Below are 17,052 nucleotides of genomic sequence, written 5' to 3'. Positions count from 1 at the left end.
GTACCGCACGTCTCGACTGCCACCCTGCTGACTCAGGTGCCGTGCTCGGTCAGTTGCCGCCATCCTTCTCGGCACCACCAGGCCATATCGTGGCTGCCACTCGCCTCGACTGACGCCAACACCGGCAGTAGAAACTCCCGCAGATCGGCAATCACCTTCGCCAGCGGCATTGGATCTAGCGCGTTCTTGCGCAGGAAGGCCTGCCACTGCTTGTTCTTCTGGGCGTCATTGATGAACTCGTCGCTCAAGCCGATCGGCGCCCCATGGGGGATAGGAGTGCGCCGACGCTCGAACGTGGCCGCAACCGCCCGCGACAAGATCGGGCCATCGAAGTCAGAATGCCTGGCCAGTACCCACAGATCGAAGAAATCCTTCATCCGGCTATTGAGCATTCCAAGTGAGGTCAGCGCCTCCAGCTTTTCCGCCACTACGGTGTAGCGGGGATAGGCCCGGAGTTGTGGCCCGGCCATCTCGCTGAGGATGACCGGATAGTGGACCTCATCTGGGCCGGGCACGACGGCATCACCAAAACCGATATCGATCTGCACCGGGCAGCGGGCGCTGTCCAACATCCCCACCAGCGTGACCCGGAGGCCAGAGTAGCTGGCCTCCTTGCGGATCTCTGTGGCCTTCACCGAGTCGGGCTGGAACACGATGCCGTCCTCGACCTCAATGCTGCACATACTCCGGAAGACCTGCTCGATGTGTGGAATCTCGGCCGGCCCAAAACCGAGTAAATCGGCGTCATGGGTGGGTCGGTGTGGCACATCGAACCACAGATCGAACAGCAATGCTCCCTTGAGCACGAGCTGGTCGCGTTGTTCCGAGATGCTCAGGCGGTAGAGCATGCGCTCCAGTGCATATCTGGTCAGCAGCAGATTGTAGTCCAGGTTCTCGGCACGAGCCTTATTGAGCAGCCTGTTACGGATGGCAGCTCCGATGTTCCGAACGCTCACGTCAGACTGTCCAGGTAAGGACGCATTACGTTGGCCACACGGCAGACCTTGGCGTATCGCCAGATGTCGTCACTGCTCATGCGCCTCTCGTGCCAAGCCTCGCGTAGCGCCTCCAGGGCGACGTCGAGACCGATCTTGTTCCGATACTTGAAGCAGTCGGCGACGGTCTTGGCAACGCCGGTGATACGGATGGTCACGCTATCCACGACGTGTTCCTCCACGCCCTCGGTGAATGCCTTGCCGGAGAAACGGACGATGCGCAGTGGCGGATAGTCGAGTTTCGGCGCGAGGGCCTTGTTCTCGATCGCCAGCCACACCTCGAACGGGGCCTGCGTCGTCAGACCATGAAAACGCAGTGCCGAGAGCAGACAAACAACACCCTTGGGCACCCTGCGCGCCACTTCCGCCAGCAAACCGTGGGCCGAAACCTCGCGTCCGGGCAGGCCGTAGAGCCCACGCCCGATCCGCTCCAGCAGGCCGCTGCGGACGGCACGGGTCAGGGAGACCCGGGGAATTCCAAACGGTGCCAGATCACAGGGGCGAATCAGTCCTCGGGATCGAGCCAGTTCGATCAGCCTCTCGGCAGTGGTGTCCATGTCGGGCATAATGTTTCATAACATCGGCAAATGTCAATAACTGCCGATGAATCGAAACGAATGTGCCTATGCGCGCCGCACGCACTGTCGTCTACCGGACAAGATAATTGACGCCACCCTCCCCGCCACGAACGCTGGAATCCCCTATCAAGCCGACTTGGCAGTGATAGTCCAGCCGTGAATTGTCAGCAGACGGCTGCTGCGTGAAATATACACTGGCGAGCCGAAGACGATCCCTCTTGAGAAATGCCCCGGTGCTGGCACGAATTTCGTCGATCTCGGCCTCTTCGTCAAAGGTAAACAGGAAGCCCTTTGCTTCAACGCTCAAGGGTTTGATGCCCTGCTGTTCTATCGATGTCTCCAACTCCCGGCCCGCTTCGACGACGTAGAACCACTGCTGGTCGCCGTCGCGCCAATATAGGTGCATGCGGCGCACGCCGGTGCCCTCGCCGGTGCACTTGCCGATGGCACGACGCAACAGCACCTGCGTAAGATTGCTTCGCCCCGCGCCGCCGAGCCGTTCACCCATCGTGTCGCCCACCCCGAAGCGCTGAAAAGCCGCCGGGTTGTCGCCCGTGTTTTGCGGTTGCCATGGCTTTCCATCCCACCGCAGCGGCACGTCCCAAATCTCCAGACTCTTGAAGCCGCTGTCGGGCAAGGGCGGTCGATGCCGGCGCATCCGCCCGACAAACTGGAGAATGTCTCGCTCTTGCCGGCTCTCGATTACCCCATATCCTTATACACAACTCACCCCGGGGCCGCCTCACGCATGAACTGGAGGCCGACGACGCAGTCCATGACGCGCTGCAACCCGATCCAGATCGTTTTGACGCCCGGCTCGCCGTCGCCTTTGCGCGCCAAGAAACCGCCGAGCATGGCCACCAATCGCAGGACCTGGTTGAGAGTTGGTGGGTCAGCCGGAGGTTTCTTTTTGTTGAGGAGATAGGCGGCATGCCATTCATCTTGGTCGAAGAACAAGTCGGCTGGCAAGTCTGGACAGGTCCGGCCGAATCGCATCAGCATCGCAATGCGCCAGGAAACGATGAGGTACAGCGCGATGGCGCGTTGCAGGCCGTCGATCGTGCGCAATTGCAGGGACTCGATCCGGCAGCCGTTCTTGAGGATGTGGAAGAGGATCTCGATCTCCCAGCGCGCGCGATACCAGTCAATCAGCTCCGCCACCTCGGCGAGCGTCTCGGCGGTGCGATTGGTCAGCAGGCGCCACTCAACCGGGGTGCTGCCGGCAGGGGGGTCGATCTCCTTGGCCACCACACAGGTAGCTCGGATCGTTTTGTTCTTGCCATGCGGAAGATCGACGACGCGCGCCCAAAGTTGCTGGCGCACTACGCGAGCCTTCTGGCCATGTCTCGCCGGCAGGGTGAAAGAGATTCCGCCGAGTTCCTCACCAGACGTCACCGTTTGCCACAGCTTCTGGCCGTCGGGCAGCGCTCGATCGTGCTGGGCACGCAGCAACCAGTCGGCCGGGGTCTCCAATTCGCCGGCACGGGCCATCAGTTCGATCATGTCGGACTCGCGGTCGGCGACGTAGACCAGCCGGGTGTCCGGCAACTCCGCCGCCAACTCGGCCACTCGTTCATAGCCCTCGACCCAGCGCGTGCTCTCTTTGATCCCTGGGCGCTGGCCGTTGGCGTCTTTCGGCTCGCGCGCCCACATCCACGCATCCAGAACCCCCAAGGGCTCGCGATCCGTACTCACTGCGTACGTCGGATGCACGTACAGACCGCGCTGAGCTTCATAGCTCAAGGGGCCCAAGCCGTCGATGCTTTGCCCGTTGAAGTCCAGTTCGGTCGTGTCCTGCAGCATCAGCACGACCTTGTGGCAGGCGATCCGCGTCCGCGAGCACGACCAATGAGGTCTCAGGATGCCCTCCCACGTGACGGCATCATTGTCCAGGAAGCGGTAGGCCGCAATCGTCTCCGACCAGCCCGAACACGCCGACGGGATACTCAGTGTCGGCTTGGCCGCCAGCGTGTCCAACAACGTGATCGCTCGCTTGTTCAGTCGTCGGTCCCCCAAGTCAACTTCCTTCAGCTCCTCCCCAGCCCAGCCCATTCTGCCACCTTCTCAAAAAAATCGGCAGCTTACAACGAGATGCTAAAGTTGTGTATAAGGATATGCGATTACCCCCCAATCGAAATCATGATCCCTGCCGGTGGTCTCCAGTGTCGAAACGAGGATCACCGCGATGTTCAGGCACGACGAGCCGGCAACGAAATCCCGCACAAATGGATTGGCCAGCGGCGCGAGATCGCCATTTTCTCCCTTTCGGCAGAGCATTCGGTTCAGTTGCCCATTAATCCAGTTGCGCGTCGCCAGCGACAGTCGGCCGTGCAGGCAAATCACGCGGATATCGAGCGCCTCGACGGCTCTTTCCTCGGCGGCCCAGGCCGCGAGCGCCAGGGCCAAGCGCTGGCAATGCACTACATGGACCACCTGAACACATCCGACGGAGAAGCGGCGTTCATCTGGCAGGCATACAGCGTTGAGCCGGTGAAGGTGATCCACGGCAGCCACCAGGGACAATAGCTGCTGCCGCTGCTCTAACGCGGGGGCATCCGCAGCTTATTGACGATGGATACATCCGGCAACCCGCCGTTTACCCTGCACGCCTGCCATCTCCGCAACCCCTCCGGCAAACGCCAGGTGTTCCTGCTCGAAACCTTCCGGCGAGGAGATCTTCTGGATGACGGGCGGCGTCGAATCCGAGAACCAGCCCCCGAAGATCCGTGTCTCTGCGCTCTCCAGGGCATCGCGCGACTTGACCCCGGCGAGGTAGGCGCGAAAGAGAGCAAAAGCGATCACTGGCGAGAGCGTCGCCGAACTCAGAATGAGGCGGCTGCGCCAGAAACCCGCGGCTTCCACGAGACGGCCAATCGCCAGAAGATCCATCGGCGAATACATGTCGACCTCGTCGATGATCAGGTCCGAGGAGGCCAGGCGCAGCAAATGGGTCAGGTAGCTGCCGCGCCGTCCGTCGGCGAGTTTCATCACCGTATCGAGTGTCGCTGCGAGCACCGGCGTGGTGATCATCCGCGCTTCGCGATCCTTGAAGCAGCGCAGTGTGCGCATGCGCTCGCCGAGATCCGGTGATGAACCGCCGCCGACGAGATCGATTGACTCGTCGTCGCACTCCGGGCGGTTTTGCTGCGTCTGTTTCCATGCAGTCGCTTTCGCCCCAGGACTTGCCGACAACAACCGACCGCCTCCAAACCCCCGCCAATACAGGGGGCGGTCTCGCGCACGCTCGCGAGACCACCAGATAGAAACGGAGAACAGAGAGGCCGTGAAGGGCCAGAAACGCGGGGATGGGAGGGGTGGCGCTCGCGAGGCAAATCCGCGAAGCCCCGCCAGGACTCGCATTGCGGGCAGATACGAAAAAGCCCGGAGCGAGTCCGGGCTTTAGGATCTGGTGGCCAAGCGCGGAATCGAACCACGGACACGCGGATTTTCAGTCCGCTGCTCTACCAACTGAGCTACTTGGCCAATCAACCCAGAATTATATCCAATGCCTTCCGTGCCGTCAAAAAAAGTGCGTACGCATCAGCAAAGCGGGGGCGACAGCGTCGCCGACCTTGCCTGTGCCTCGTAGTCAAGTGGCTGGCACATTTCTTTCGAGACAATTGCGGTAACGCTCATCGACGCGGCGGGCGAACCACTCGGTGGTCAGCCGGCGCGAGATTTTCGGACTTTTCAGGTCAATCCGGGGTAGCAACTCGCGCGGACGTTTTCCGGCGCCGGCGGCGTCGGCGAGTGCGTATAGCCGTTGGTAGAGCGGCGTCTGCTCGAAAGCGAACGACTTCTCGAGTTTGAGATCGCGCAGGATCTCGGCCTCGCTCAGGTTGAGCCGTACCCGCAAGGACTGGATGGCGCGTTGTGTGTCGCTGGCTTCCGCCGCCGGAGAACCGTCGCTGTAACGCAGGAGATCGCCATCGAGTGCCAGGGGAGAACCGCTGAGGCGCGCAACCGACGATTGGAAGGCGGCATTCCGGCTGCTGTAGCGGCCGGCATTGAAGTCGGCGAAGCGGTAAAGCATCTGACTGTACGCGGCCGGGTAGTCGAGCAGCATCGCGACGCCAAAATAGACGCCGCCGCGACGGGTGAAGACCTGGTCACGGATGCTGTCCCGGCGCGTGTAAGGGTAAGGGCGGTTGCGCACCTGCTCCTCGGCGAAGGTGACGCTGACCTGCATCGGCCCACCGGTGCGGACCGGGTTGTAGCCTCCGAGGAGCATCCGACCCGCCGGCAGTTCCGAGATCATCTCCTCGTAGAGCGCGTTCATCTGCTTTTCTGTGCGCAAGGCATCTATCCTCGCGCGGTAGGTACGGCCGTCCGGGGAGGACTTGAGCAGCGCCAGATCGAGAACGACTTTCGGGATGGCATACCTTTCGCGTCGCCGTTCGATTTCCTGCCAGACGATGTGTGCCAGGCCGGGCACTGGCGGGTCAGCCTGGAAGCTCGATTCCTGCGCGATGATGGCGATGGTTGCGCAGAGGTTCTCTGCCAGCGCCGGAATCCGCAGAGAGGCAAACGCTGTCAGGATGTCCACCGCCCAAGCGCTGCGCTCGCTGATACCCGTCGGCAGCAGGCGGTCGAGCGCCAACCGGGCCTCGTTCGCGCTCGGGTAGGGCACGGGCGCCGGTTGTGGCAGTGGAGCCGGCGAGCCGAGGGTCGGCGGCGTCGGGGTGATCGGCGACGCTTCGCGTAGCGGGGCCGGCGAGCTCGCCGACGAGTCTGCTGGCAAAGCGGCGCGGGCTCGCGGCGAGGCTCGCGATTCGTAGCTGCCATCGGTGGCACAACCGGCGACGGCAGCTACGCAAAGAAGGACGGAAAGGCGCCACGCGGGTGAGACCGGGGCGGGCCGCCAACCGGTCTGAGCGTGAGAAGATGAGCTGTCCGTGGCAAGCGGCGCGAAGGCCGTCGAGGGTCGCTGCCGGTGAGTGCGGTTCATGATCGCGGGCATCACTCGCCCATTACCCTGCCCTCGCGGCGCGGGTCGGCGCCACCGACATAGCTGCCATGGTCCTTGCGGATGGCCTGCACGCCGCTGGTCATGCCGACTTCCTTCACTTCATGGCCGGCCGCCCTGAGCGCTTCGACGAAGGCCGGCGGGAAGCGCTTCTCCTCAAGGAGCGTCGGACCATTCAGCGAGCCGAAGTTGGGCAGATCGATCGCCTGCTGCGGTGCGAACCCCCAGTTCAGTGTGGCGTAGAGCAGCTTGGCGGTGTAGTGGATGATCAGCGCACCGCCCGGCGAGCCACCGCTCATCACCAGTTCGCCGGTATCGTCGTCGAAGACCAGCGTCGGGCTCATCGACGAGCGCGGCCGCTTGCCGGGCTGGACGCGGTTGGCCACCGGTGCGCCGCTGGCGTCGGTCGGCGTGAATGAGAAATCGGTAAGTTCGTTGTTGAGCAGGAAGCCTCTGACCATCTGGCGGGCACCGAAGGCGTCCTCGATCGTGCTGGTCATCGCCAGTGCATTGCCGTAGGCGTCGACGATGCTGATGTGCGAGGTGCCGTACTCGGCTTGCTCGGGCATCGGCGCGTGCGAACTCCTTTCCGGTGACGGCAAACCGGGTCGGGCGACCTGCATGCTCATCGGCCCGATCAGTCGCGCCCGGGCCGCCAGATAGTCCGGCCGGACCAGCGACAACCAATCGCCCGCCGGGGCCGAAACGAAGTCCGGGTCGGCGACATACTGTGCGCGGTCGGCGAAGGCCAGTCGCGAGGCTTCGCTGTAGAAGTGCATCCAGCGCGGGTCTTCAAAGGGCAGGAACGGCGCCTCGGTATGGTTGAGAATGCCCAGGATCTGGGCGATCGCGACTGCCCCCGAACTCGGCGGCGGAAAACCGCAGATGCGGTAAGTCCGCGCCGGCTCGGCCGTCCTCGAGGCATAGCGGGTGCACAGCGGCGTACGTTCCTTCGGCGAATACGTCGTCAGGTCGGCCATGCTCAGTGTGCCGGGGTTGTAAGGGTGCTTGGCGACCTTGTCGACGATCGCCTGCGCAATCTCGCCCTGGTACAGGGCGGGCGAGCCTTCCGCGGCAATCAGGCGCAGGACGGCTGCCAGCGCCGGATTGCGCAGCAGGGTCCCCGTAGCTAGAGCGCGACCGTCGGGGTCATAGAAGTAGGCGGCGGCGCCCGGGTCCTTGCGCAGATGCGGGTCGCTCTCGAGCAGGGCGTACAGGCGGGCGCCCAGTGGGAAACCGCTGTCCGCCAGCCGAATCGCCGGCTCGAAGAGGCTCGCCCAGGGCAGTCTGCCGTACCTGGCATGCGCGACTTCAAGCATGCGAACGGCTCCCGGTACGCCAACCGCGCGACCGCCCACGACCGCATCGTGAAAGTCCATCGGTTTGCCGTCTGGCCGCATCAACAGCGTCTCGCCGGCAGCGGCCGGCGCCGTTTCGCGGCCGTCGAAGGCGACCGTTTCGCGCCCGTCGTGGTAGAGCAGGAAGGCCCCCCCACCGATGCCGCTGGACTGCGGTTCGACGATGGTCAGCACCATCTGCGCAGCGATCGCCGCGTCGATTGCCGACCCGCCAGCCACCAGCACTTGCTGGCCAGCTTCGCTGGCCAGCGGATGCGCGGTCGCGACGGCAAAGCGCCGGCCGTGCCAGCCCGGCTGCGTGCTGACGCCCGAGGGGCCTTCCGGCTGGTGAAGAGCGGTGCCGGCCGCAGGTGCCGGGGCGAGCGCAGGCGCCAGGTTGCTGCAGCCGATGGCCAGCAGAGCCGTGGTCAGAGCGAGGCAGACGAGTTTCATCGCGACAGTCCGGTAGGGAAGCTCTGCTTTGTCTCATTCGCGCGGCCTGGTCGTCAAGAGGCGAGACACGCAAGTGCCGGCGGACCCGAGCGGGCGACCCGGATAGCGAAACACGGGCGGGACATGCAGCGAGGACGCGGCCACACTTGTCTTTCACGATATATCAGGATATGCTTATATACATGCCAGACCATACTCACCGTCGCTGGTCACTCTGGCAGCCGCTGCTCGCCAGCCTGGCTGCCGCCGTCTCGTTGACCGTCCAGGCGCAGGCCCTGCCGGTGATGATCATGCAGCCGCATCCGGTCGAACTGACGCTGCCCGCTGACGCGCTCGTCGAAGCGGTCAATCAAGCGACGGTGGCGGCGCAGGTTGCCGGGCGCGTCGTCGAAGTGCACGTCGATGCTGGCCAAGCGGTGCGCAAGGGCGATCTCCTGATGAAGATCGATGCTCGCGAAGCAAGCGAGGTGGCCGCCGGCGCCTCGGCGCAGTACGTCAACGCGAGAGCCCACTACCAGCGAACGGTGAGCCTGCGTCAGCAGGGTTTCGTCAGTCAGGCGGCGGTCGACAAGGCGAAAGCCGATCTTGACGCGGCACAGGCGGCGCATGGGCAAGCGGCGGTGGGTGTCGGGCACGCGACGGTGCGCGCGCCGCTCACCGGAATCGTCGCCCAGCGGCTGACCGAAATGGGGGAAATGGCGACTCCGGGCAAACCACTGCTCGTCATTCACGATCCGCAGGGTCTGCGTGTGACTGCCAGCATCCCGCAGTACCGAGTGCCACAGATGCACGCGGTGCGGCAGGCGCGGATCGAGTTTCCGGAACTCGGCAAGGTGGTCGATGCCACGAGCGTGACGCTACTGCCGACGGCTGACGCGGCGACGCACGTCTCACCGGTACGCGTCGGTCTGCCGCCCGGGTTTGCCGATATCGTCCCCGGCATGCATGCGCGTGTCCATTTCGTCGTTGGTCGCGCCAACAAGATGACCGTGCCGCAGACTGCCATCGTGCGGCGCGGCGAGGTGGCCGCCGTGTATGTGCAGAATGAGCAGGAAGCGCTTTCCCTGCGCCAGTTGCGCCTCGGCGAGCCGGTAGGGACCGGCGAAGTCGAAGTGCTGGCGGGTTTGCGGGCCGGCGAGCGGGTCGTCCTCGATCCGGTGAAGGCCGCCGTCGCGCTGAAATCTGCCAGTCCGCCGGGCAAGTAAGGTGATGGGGGTTTCCGGCCGTATCGCCCGCCTTTTCGCGAGCTCGCAGATGACGCCGCTGCTGGCACTGGTGGCCTTGCTGATGGGCGTCTTTGCGACGCTGGTGACGCCGCGCGAGGAAGAGCCGCAGATCGACGTGACCATGGCCGACGTCTTGATCCCCTTTACCGGCGCGTCGGTGCGCGATGTTGAAAACCTCGTCGCCACGCCGGCCGAACAGGTGCTGTCGCGCATGTCGGGAATCGAACACGTCTATTCGGTGTCGCGGCCGGGCATGGCGATCGTGACCGTGCAGTTCGCCGTCGGCGTCAAGTACAACGACGCCGTGGTTCGCCTCTACGACACGGTGCATTCGCACCGCGACTGGCTGGCGCCGAATCTCGGCGTGCTCGAGCCGACGATCAAGCCGAAGGGCATCGACGACGTGCCGATCGTTTCCTTGACGTTCTGGACCAGTGATCCGACGCGTTCGGCTTTCGATCTGCAGCAGGTGGCGCGCGCCGCCGAGATCGACCTCAAGCGTGTCAAGGGGACACGCGACGTGTCGACATTGGGCGGCCCCGATCACGTGCTGCGCGTCCTGATGGACAGCGAGCGGATGAACGCCTTCGCCGTCACGCCGCAGGATCTCGCCGCTGCCCTGCGCGTCGGCAACGCGCTGCAATCGTCGGGTAGCCTCGTCGCCGGCAACCACGAAGTGCTGGTACAGACCGGTACGTATCTCGAGTCGGCCGCCGACGTGAGGCAGCTCGTCGTCGCCGTGCGCGGTAGCGCCGACGAGCGCAAGCCGGTGTTCATGAGCGACGTCGCGCGCGTCGAGGATGGCCCGGACCAGCCCCGCCGCTATGTCTGGCTCGGCAACCGCGAGGGTGAGTTCCCGGCCGTGACGGTGCAGGTTTCGAAGAAGCCCGGCGTCAACGCGGCCGACGTCGCCGATGCGCTGATCGCGCGTGTCGCGACGCTGAAGGGAACGCTGATCCCCGAGGGCGTCGAGGTGACGGTCACTCGCAACTACGGCCAGACGGCGACCGACAAGGCACAGAAGCTGATCGGCAAGCTCGTCTTCGCCACCGCCTTCGTCGTTCTGCTGGTCTTCTTTGCCCTCGGCCGGCGCGAGGCGCTGATCGTCGGCGTCGCCGTCAGCCTGACCCTGGCGGCGACGCTGTTTGCCTCCTGGGCGTGGGGCTTCACCCTCAACCGCGTGTCGCTGTTCGCCCTGATCTTCTCGATCGGCATCCTCGTCGACGACGCCATCGTCGTCGTCGAGAACATTCATCGCTGGCAGGCGCTGCAGCCGGGGACGCCGCTGATCGAGATCATCCCGCTGGCCGTCGACGAAGTTGGCGGGCCGACGATCCTCGCCACCTTCACGGTGATCGCCGCGCTGCTGCCGATGGCCTTCGTCACCGGCCTGATGGGCCCGTACATGAGCCCGATCCCGATCAACTCGTCACTCGGCATGTTCATCTCGCTGGCCGTCGCCTTCGTCGTCACGCCGTGGCTGGCCGCGCGCCTGCTGGCCGCGGCCCCGCCGCATCCAGGCGTCGCCGACACGCCCGTGGCGAGCCGCCTCGAACGACTGTTCCGCCGTCTGCTGACGCCCTTTCTCGACGCGCACACCGGCCGGCGTGCACGTCGCTGGCTGCTGCTGGTCATCGGGCTGCTAATCCTCAGCTCGCTGGCACTCGCCGGCCTGAAGCTGGTCGTCCTCAAGATGCTGCCTTTCGACAACAAGAGCGAATTCCAGATCGTTCTCGACATGCCTGCCGGCACGCCGCTCGAGGAAACCGCGCGCGTCCTGCGCGAGATCGGCGCCGAGGTCGTCAGGGTGCCGGAAGTCAGCGACTACCAGGCCTATGCCGGTACCGCCAGCCCGATCAATTTCAACGGTCTGGTCCGCCAGTACTATTTGCGGGCCGCGCCGGAACTGGGCGACCTGCAGGTCAACCTCGTCGACCACCGGCAGCGCTCGCGGCAGAGTCACGAGATCGCCGCTTCCGTGCGCGCCGCCGTCGAAGCCATCGGTCAACGGGCCGGCGGCAACGCCAAGATCGTCGAAGTGCCGCCGGGGCCGCCGGTGCTGTCGCCGATCGTCGCCGAGGTCTACGGGCCGGATTACCGGGGCCAGATCGCGGTGGCCAGGGAAGTGCGCAAGGTGCTGGAGGGCACGCCCGATCTCGTGGGAGTCGACGACTCGGTGACCGCCGCAGGCAGCAAGACGGTGCTGCACGTTCTGCAGAACAAGGCGGCGCTGCTCGACGTCGCGCAGAGCGACATCGTCGAGGTCGTGCGCATGGGGCTGGCCGGCGAGGATGTGACACCGGTACACAACAGCGAGTCGAAGTTCGAGATTCCGGTGCGGCTGACGCTACCGGCGGAACAGCAGAGTTCGATCGAGGCGCTGCTCAAGCTGCGGGTGCGTTCGCGCGCGGGCCGCCTGGTGCCGGTTTCCGAACTCGTCGAGGTGCGCGAGCAGCCGCGCGAGACGGTGGTCTATCACAAGGATCTGCTGCCAGTGGTTTACGTCGTCGCCGACATGGGCGGCAAGCTCGATTCCCCGCTCTACGGCATGTTTGCGGCGCGCAGCGACCTCGTCGGCCGTTCGCTCGATGGACTCGACAAGGGCGCCGGCACGCTCGGCGAGTGGTTCATTCGCCAGCCGGCCGCTCCGGACGCGGCCTACAGCATCAAATGGGACGGTGAGTGGCAGATCACCTACGAGACCTTCCGCGATATGGGTATCGCCTACGGAGTCGGCCTGATCCTGATCTATCTGCTGGTCGTCGCCCACTTCAGGAGCTATCTCCTGCCGCTGATCATCATGGCGCCGATACCGCTGACGATCATCGGCGTCATGCCGGGGCACGCGCTGCTCGGCAGTCAATACACGGCGACCTCGATGATCGGCATGATCGCGCTCGCCGGGATCATCGTCCGCAACTCGATCCTGCTCGTCGATTTCATTCGTCAGCAAATCGGGGAGGGAATGCCCCTGCGCGAAGCGATCATCCAGTCGGCCGCCGTGCGTGCCAAGCCGATTGCGCTCACCGGACTGGCGGCGATGCTCGGCGCACTGTTCATTCTCGACGACCCGATCTTCAACGGGCTGGCGATCAGCCTGATCTTCGGCATCTTCGTCTCCACCCTGCTGACGCTGGTCGTCATCCCGGTGCTCTACTACGCCGCTTTCAGAAAGGAGCCTCAGACATGACCACCGATCGCGCCGTGCGCATCATGGCCGGCAGTTTCATCCTCATCTCGCTGGCCCTCGGCGTCCCGGAGAGCCCACTCTTTGTCTCGAAGTATTTCCTGTGGTTCACCGCCTTCGTCGGGGCGAACCTGTTGCAGAGCGGCTTCACCTGCTTCTGCCCGGCCGAGAGCGTTATGGTCAAGTTGGGAATGAAGCGGGGAGACGAGGCATCGTGCGGTCGCTGAGTCGGTCGAGAAGAGGGGGGGATTATGGCTTTCACGATCGCGGTCGTTTGGAACGTTCGTGTTTCTTAGCCCGGGCATCCTGGCGCTTGACGCGTGCGCGACAAGCAGGCTAACGCTACAGCTACGCCCGCCTTCGGTCACGCGCGGTGACTCACGTTCCGCGCAGTTCTTCAAGCAATTCCGGGTGCCTATCCAGGAGCTTGAGCAGTAGCACGGTAGATTTGTGCGGCTGGGTCTTGCCGCGCTCGTATTCCGAAAAGGCGCTGGCGCCACCGCCGAACAGCCTCCCTGCATCGGCTTGTCGCAAGCCGAGCTTCTTGCGGATCGCGCGCAGCGAGGCAGCGCGTTGCGCGTTCGCCAACTGGCGCAGCGCTGCCAGCGTCGCACTGAAGCGCTTCCCCTCACCATCGTCAAACTCGCAGGTCCCGCAAGTCGGGCAGTGCCAGCCAACAACGGCAGGAACGGTCTGCGACATTCCGTCAATCGTGATCATCATGTCTTGCGCGCCGTGTTGCAGCACGCTTCCGTCATCGCATTGCAAACAATAAGCAGGGTTCCTCATTTCACAACTCCTTGAACTGGATGACCACGGCTCCATCCTGCAGCGTGACCTTCACATAGGCTGTTTTTCCGTTGGGGCAAGGGGCGTGATACACGTCCTGCCACACACGACTGTCTGCGTGGGTTGTCATGCTCTTGAACAGCATGTCACGACGCAAGCCCAACACGATGGACACTCCGTCGGCTTCGCTCAGGCCCATGCTGAAAAGTCCGAGCAATGCCGTACTGGTAAAACTGTCGATACCGCGATACATGACCACCGCCTTCACCTGGCCCAGATCGTAATGTGCCCTGCGTTTCTCCATGCCCTCTAGTTTATGGATTCCATAACTCAAGTGCAATGGGGTTCTCGTCCGTAGTGAAGGTTGATCAGAGCAAGGGGGCCGGGCTCGACTTCGTCGCCTCAGCGTGGTGAGCAAGCGGCGCGCTCGCGGCCGGCTGGGTCAAACCCGCCTTGCCAACCACTGTTTGGGGATGAGGCGATCGGCTAGCCGATCGCCCTTGGGACTGCGGAGCCGCCGCCCTGTCCGCGGCATGGGAGCAGTTGGGGCGACAAGCGTGGACGCCTTCAGCGAGCCGTGCCGTTCATTCGTCGAATGCGGCGCCGCGAATCACTCGTTGCCATTCTGCTTCTGAATGGCTGCCTTGAGGTTTTCCTCACCAATGTCCGGGCAGACTTTCTCGATGAACGCCAGCGCGTAGCTGCGCAGATAGGTTCCCCGGCGCACGGCCAGGCGAGTCGTACTTTCCGGGAACAGATGCGGCACCGCAATCAGCGTCAAGTTGCGGTCCTTGCAAGCATCGTAGGCCATCGAGGCAACAATGCCGACACCGAGTTCGAGCTCGACGTAGGTCTTGATCACATCGGCATCAATTGCCGAGAGCACGATATCCGGCACGACGCCAGCGTCGGCGAAAGCCTTGTCGATGTGCGTGCGGCCGGTGAAACCTTCATGATAGGTGATGATCGGGTATTCGCCGATGACCTCCAGTGTCAGCTTGTCCACCTGCAGCAACGGGTGGCCGTGCGGAACGATCAGGGCATGGTGCCAGCGATAGAACGGAAACGTCTCCAGTTCGGGGACCTGGTCCAGCCGCTCGGTCGCGATGCCGACATCGGCCTCGCCGGAGACGAGCTTTTCGGCAATGTCGACCGGGCTGCCCTGGTGCAGCGCGAGGTGCACGCGCGGGTAATCGGTCTTGAACCACTTGATGATCTGGGGCAGCGCGTAGCGCGCCTGCGTATGCGTCGTGGCGACGACGAAATGGCCGGTTTCCCGACTGGCGAACTGGTCGGCGATCCGGCGCAGGTTCTGGGTGCCGAGGAGAATGCGGTCGACCACCTCGGCCAGTTCCTTGCCAGGCTCGGTCAATCCCAGCAGACGCTTGCCGCGACGCACGAAGATCTCGATCCCGAGTTCGTCTTCGAGGTCCTTGATGTGTTTGCTGACTCCTGGCTGCGAGGTGTAGAGCGCGCTCGCCACGGCGGTCAGGTTGAAGTCCTGGCGCAGCGTCTCGCGGATGATGCGTAGCTGTTGAAAGTTCATGCTCTTGCCTCAAGCGGCCAGAGCGTCCGTTGGAAAGACGCGGATATGGCGCGGACGCAGCGACACCCTGTCTCCCTCCGACAGACCCAAGAGGCGGAAGGCGTCGCGCCCGAGGCTCACTTCGATCAGCTTGCCGTCGCCGTGCGCGAGTTCGATCTGGGCGCTGGGTCCGACGGAGACGACGCGGACGATGCGCGCCGCCAGAGCTCCCTGTTCATCCCATCCCGGCACCAGGTCGAACTCGTGCGGCCGCACGAAGGCCACTGCCTTGCCGTCGCTGCCTTCGCTCGCGCCCAGGGCCAGCGCGTCGTTGCCGACGTGCAGGTGGCCATCCTCGACCCGTCCGTGGAACAGATTGACGGAGCCGAGGAAATTGGCGACAAAGGGCGTTGCCGGATGGTCGTACACCGATTCCGGCGTACCGATCTGCTCGACCTTGCCTTTGTTGATCACCACCACCCGGTCGGATACCTCGAGCGCCTCTTCCTGGTCGTGCGTGACGAAGACGCTGGTGACGTGGATTTCGTCGTGCAACTGCCGCAGCCAGCGGCGCAACTCCTTGCGCACCTTGGCATCGAGGGCGCCAAAGGGCTCGTCGAGCAGCAGCACCTTCGGGTCCACCGCCAACGCGCGTGCCAGAGCGATTCGCTGGCGCTGACCGCCGGAAAGCTGCGACGGATAGCGATCGGCCAGCCAATCGAGTTGCACGAGTTCCAGCAGGCGCTTCACCCGGCGTTTGATATCCGCTTCGGCGAGGCGCTCGCGACGTGGCTTGACGCGCAGCCCGAAAGCAACATTGTCGGCGATGCTCATGTGGCGAAACAGCGCGTAATGCTGAAAAACGAAACCGACGTGGCGCTCGCGGACGTGACGGGCCGAAGCGTCGTCGCCATCGAGCACGATCTGACCGCTATCGGCAAAGTCGAGGCCGGCGATGATGCGCAGCAGGGTCGTCTTGCCGCAGCCCGAGGGACCGAGGAGAGCGACAAGTTCGCCCGAGGGCACGTCGATGGAGACATCGTCGAGCGCCTTGAAGGCGCCGAACTGCTTGCTGATGTTACGGATGGCAATACTCATCACTCACTCTCCGGAGGGTTCGATAATTTCCTGCAACTGCCGACGCGTCTGCCGCTCGACCAGGGTCTTCAGCGCCAGCGTGACAATGGCCAGCAAGGCCAGCAGCGACGCCACGGCAAAAGCGGCTGCGTAGTTGTATTCGTTGTAGAGGATTTCCACATAGAGCGGCATGGTGTTGGTCTGCCCACGAATGTGCCCGGAGACCACCGATACAGCCCCGAACTCGCCCATCGCACGCGCGTTGCAGAGGATGACGCCGTACAGCAGCCCCCACTTGATGTTGGGCAGCGTGGTGTACCAGAACACCTGCCAACCGGACGCTCCGAGAACGACGGCGGCCTCTTCCTCTTCGCTGCCCTGTGCCTCCATGAGAGGGATCAGCTCGCGGGCGACGAACGGGAACGTGACGAAGATGGTCGCCAGTACGATGCCGGGCACCGCGAAAATGATCCGGATGTCGTGCTCCTGTAACCAGGGGCCGAACCAGCCCTGGGCGCCAAACAGCAGGACGTAGATCAGACCCGAAATGACCGGCGACACCGAAAAGGGTAGATCGATGAACGTGATCAACAGGCGCTTGCCTGGGAACTCGAACTTGGCGATCGACCAGGCGGCAGCGACACCGAACACCAGATTGAGCGGAACGGCGATTGCAGCCGTGATCAAGGTCAGCTTGATGGCATCCCAGGCATCGTCATTGACCAAGGCCGCCACGTAGGCAGCCCAGCCCTTGCGCAGGCCTTCGGCGAAGACCGTGCCCAGCGGCAGCAGCAGGAAGACGGCAAAAAAAGTCAGGGCGATGCTGATCAGCACCACTCTTACCCAGGCAGGCTCGCGGGTGCTTGCCGTTTCGGCATGCTCCAGGCTGCCCGCGTGCAGTGCAATAGTCGCGCTCATG

Annotated in this window: 16 protein-coding genes and 1 tRNA gene; 3 read left to right on the top strand and 14 right to left on the bottom strand. The window is 63.9% G+C overall.

The annotated features are described in order from the left end of the window. Positions 1-32 precede the first annotated feature (32 nt). From CAP2UW1_RS01220 to ggt, 9 genes are all read right to left on the bottom strand, one after another. Complete coding sequence (locus tag CAP2UW1_RS01220; protein ID WP_012807043.1) at positions 33-956, bottom strand: nucleotidyl transferase AbiEii/AbiGii toxin family protein; 924 nt, start codon at positions 954-956, stop codon at positions 33-35. Then, positions 953-1,552: a type IV toxin-antitoxin system AbiEi family antitoxin domain-containing protein gene (locus tag CAP2UW1_RS01215; RefSeq protein ID WP_041568016.1), complete on the bottom strand. Its 600-nt coding sequence runs from the start codon at positions 1,550-1,552 to the stop codon at positions 953-955. The genes CAP2UW1_RS01220 and CAP2UW1_RS01215 overlap by 4 nt, the downstream gene beginning before the upstream one ends. A gap of 91 nt (positions 1,553-1,643) precedes the next feature. Then, complete coding sequence (locus tag CAP2UW1_RS01210; RefSeq protein ID WP_199931548.1) at positions 1,644-2,210, bottom strand: hypothetical protein; 567 nt, start codon at positions 2,208-2,210, stop codon at positions 1,644-1,646. Positions 2,211-2,299: 89 nt separating this feature from the next. Next, a complete protein-coding gene (locus CAP2UW1_RS01205) occupies positions 2,300-3,625 on the bottom strand; it encodes an IS4 family transposase (protein ID WP_012806920.1) in 1,326 nt (441 codons plus the stop codon). A gap of 42 nt (positions 3,626-3,667) precedes the next feature. Further along, positions 3,668-4,078: a hypothetical protein gene (locus tag CAP2UW1_RS25180; RefSeq protein WP_199931547.1), complete on the bottom strand. Its 411-nt coding sequence runs from the start codon at positions 4,076-4,078 to the stop codon at positions 3,668-3,670. 57 nt (positions 4,079-4,135) lie between these two features. Beyond that, positions 4,136-4,765 (bottom strand): hypothetical protein, encoded by a 630-nt coding sequence (locus CAP2UW1_RS01195; RefSeq protein ID WP_199931546.1) that lies wholly within the window; start codon positions 4,763-4,765, stop codon positions 4,136-4,138. A 215-nt stretch (positions 4,766-4,980) separates the two neighbouring features. Continuing rightward, a tRNA-Phe gene (locus tag CAP2UW1_RS01190) sits at positions 4,981-5,056 on the bottom strand. A gap of 106 nt (positions 5,057-5,162) precedes the next feature. After that, positions 5,163-6,203 carry a DUF1615 domain-containing protein gene (locus CAP2UW1_RS01185; protein WP_291913607.1) on the bottom strand — a complete coding sequence of 347 codons (1,041 nt, stop codon included), beginning with the start codon at positions 6,201-6,203 and terminating at the stop codon, positions 5,163-5,165. A gap of 329 nt (positions 6,204-6,532) precedes the next feature. Continuing rightward, positions 6,533-8,329, bottom strand: a complete 1,797-nt coding sequence (ggt, locus tag CAP2UW1_RS01180; RefSeq protein WP_012807039.1) for a gamma-glutamyltransferase — start codon at positions 8,327-8,329, stop codon at positions 6,533-6,535. Positions 8,330-8,511: 182 nt separating this feature from the next. Between ggt and CAP2UW1_RS01175 the strand changes: the two genes are divergently transcribed. The 3 genes from CAP2UW1_RS01175 to CAP2UW1_RS01165 are packed head-to-tail and all read left to right on the top strand — an operon-like array spanning position 8,512 to position 12,969. Beyond that, entirely contained in the window at positions 8,512-9,534 is a 1,023-nt protein-coding gene (locus CAP2UW1_RS01175) for an efflux RND transporter periplasmic adaptor subunit (RefSeq protein WP_012807038.1), read from the top strand. A 4-nt stretch (positions 9,535-9,538) separates the two neighbouring features. Continuing rightward, positions 9,539-12,745, top strand: coding sequence for an efflux RND transporter permease subunit (locus CAP2UW1_RS01170; RefSeq protein ID WP_012807037.1), 3,207 nt, complete (start codon positions 9,539-9,541; stop codon positions 12,743-12,745). After that, a complete protein-coding gene (locus CAP2UW1_RS01165; protein WP_012807036.1) occupies positions 12,742-12,969 on the top strand; it encodes a YgaP family membrane protein in 228 nt (75 codons plus the stop codon). The genes CAP2UW1_RS01170 and CAP2UW1_RS01165 overlap by 4 nt, the downstream gene beginning before the upstream one ends. A 151-nt stretch (positions 12,970-13,120) precedes the next feature. Here the strand turns inward: CAP2UW1_RS01165 and CAP2UW1_RS01160 are convergent, their stop codons facing one another. The 5 genes from CAP2UW1_RS01160 to cysW all read right to left on the bottom strand — a co-directional run bounded on the left by CAP2UW1_RS01160 (position 13,121) and on the right by cysW (position 17,051). Then, positions 13,121-13,531 carry a type II toxin-antitoxin system MqsA family antitoxin gene (locus CAP2UW1_RS01160; protein WP_012807035.1) on the bottom strand — a complete coding sequence of 137 codons (411 nt, stop codon included), beginning with the start codon at positions 13,529-13,531 and terminating at the stop codon, positions 13,121-13,123. A 1-nt stretch (position 13,532) separates the two neighbouring features. Next, positions 13,533-13,835, bottom strand: coding sequence for a type II toxin-antitoxin system MqsR family toxin (locus tag CAP2UW1_RS01155; protein WP_012807034.1), 303 nt, complete (start codon positions 13,833-13,835; stop codon positions 13,533-13,535). A gap of 306 nt (positions 13,836-14,141) precedes the next feature. Continuing rightward, positions 14,142-15,077 (bottom strand): CysB family HTH-type transcriptional regulator, encoded by a 936-nt coding sequence (locus CAP2UW1_RS01150; RefSeq protein ID WP_012807033.1) that lies wholly within the window; start codon positions 15,075-15,077, stop codon positions 14,142-14,144. A gap of 9 nt (positions 15,078-15,086) precedes the next feature. Continuing rightward, on the bottom strand, positions 15,087-16,154 hold the full coding sequence (locus tag CAP2UW1_RS01145) for a sulfate/molybdate ABC transporter ATP-binding protein (protein ID WP_012807032.1): 1,068 nt from the start codon (positions 16,152-16,154) through the stop codon (positions 15,087-15,089). A 3-nt stretch (positions 16,155-16,157) separates the two neighbouring features. Beyond that, complete coding sequence (gene cysW, locus CAP2UW1_RS01140; protein ID WP_012807031.1) at positions 16,158-17,051, bottom strand: sulfate ABC transporter permease subunit CysW; 894 nt, start codon at positions 17,049-17,051, stop codon at positions 16,158-16,160. Position 17,052 lies beyond the last annotated feature (1 nt).

Source organism: Candidatus Accumulibacter phosphatis, assembly GCF_000024165.1.
GTDB classification, from domain to species: domain Bacteria; phylum Pseudomonadota; class Gammaproteobacteria; order Burkholderiales; family Rhodocyclaceae; genus Accumulibacter; species Accumulibacter phosphatis.
Note: the sequence above shows the minus strand (reverse complement) of the source record. Positions and strands in the feature narration are given on the sequence as shown.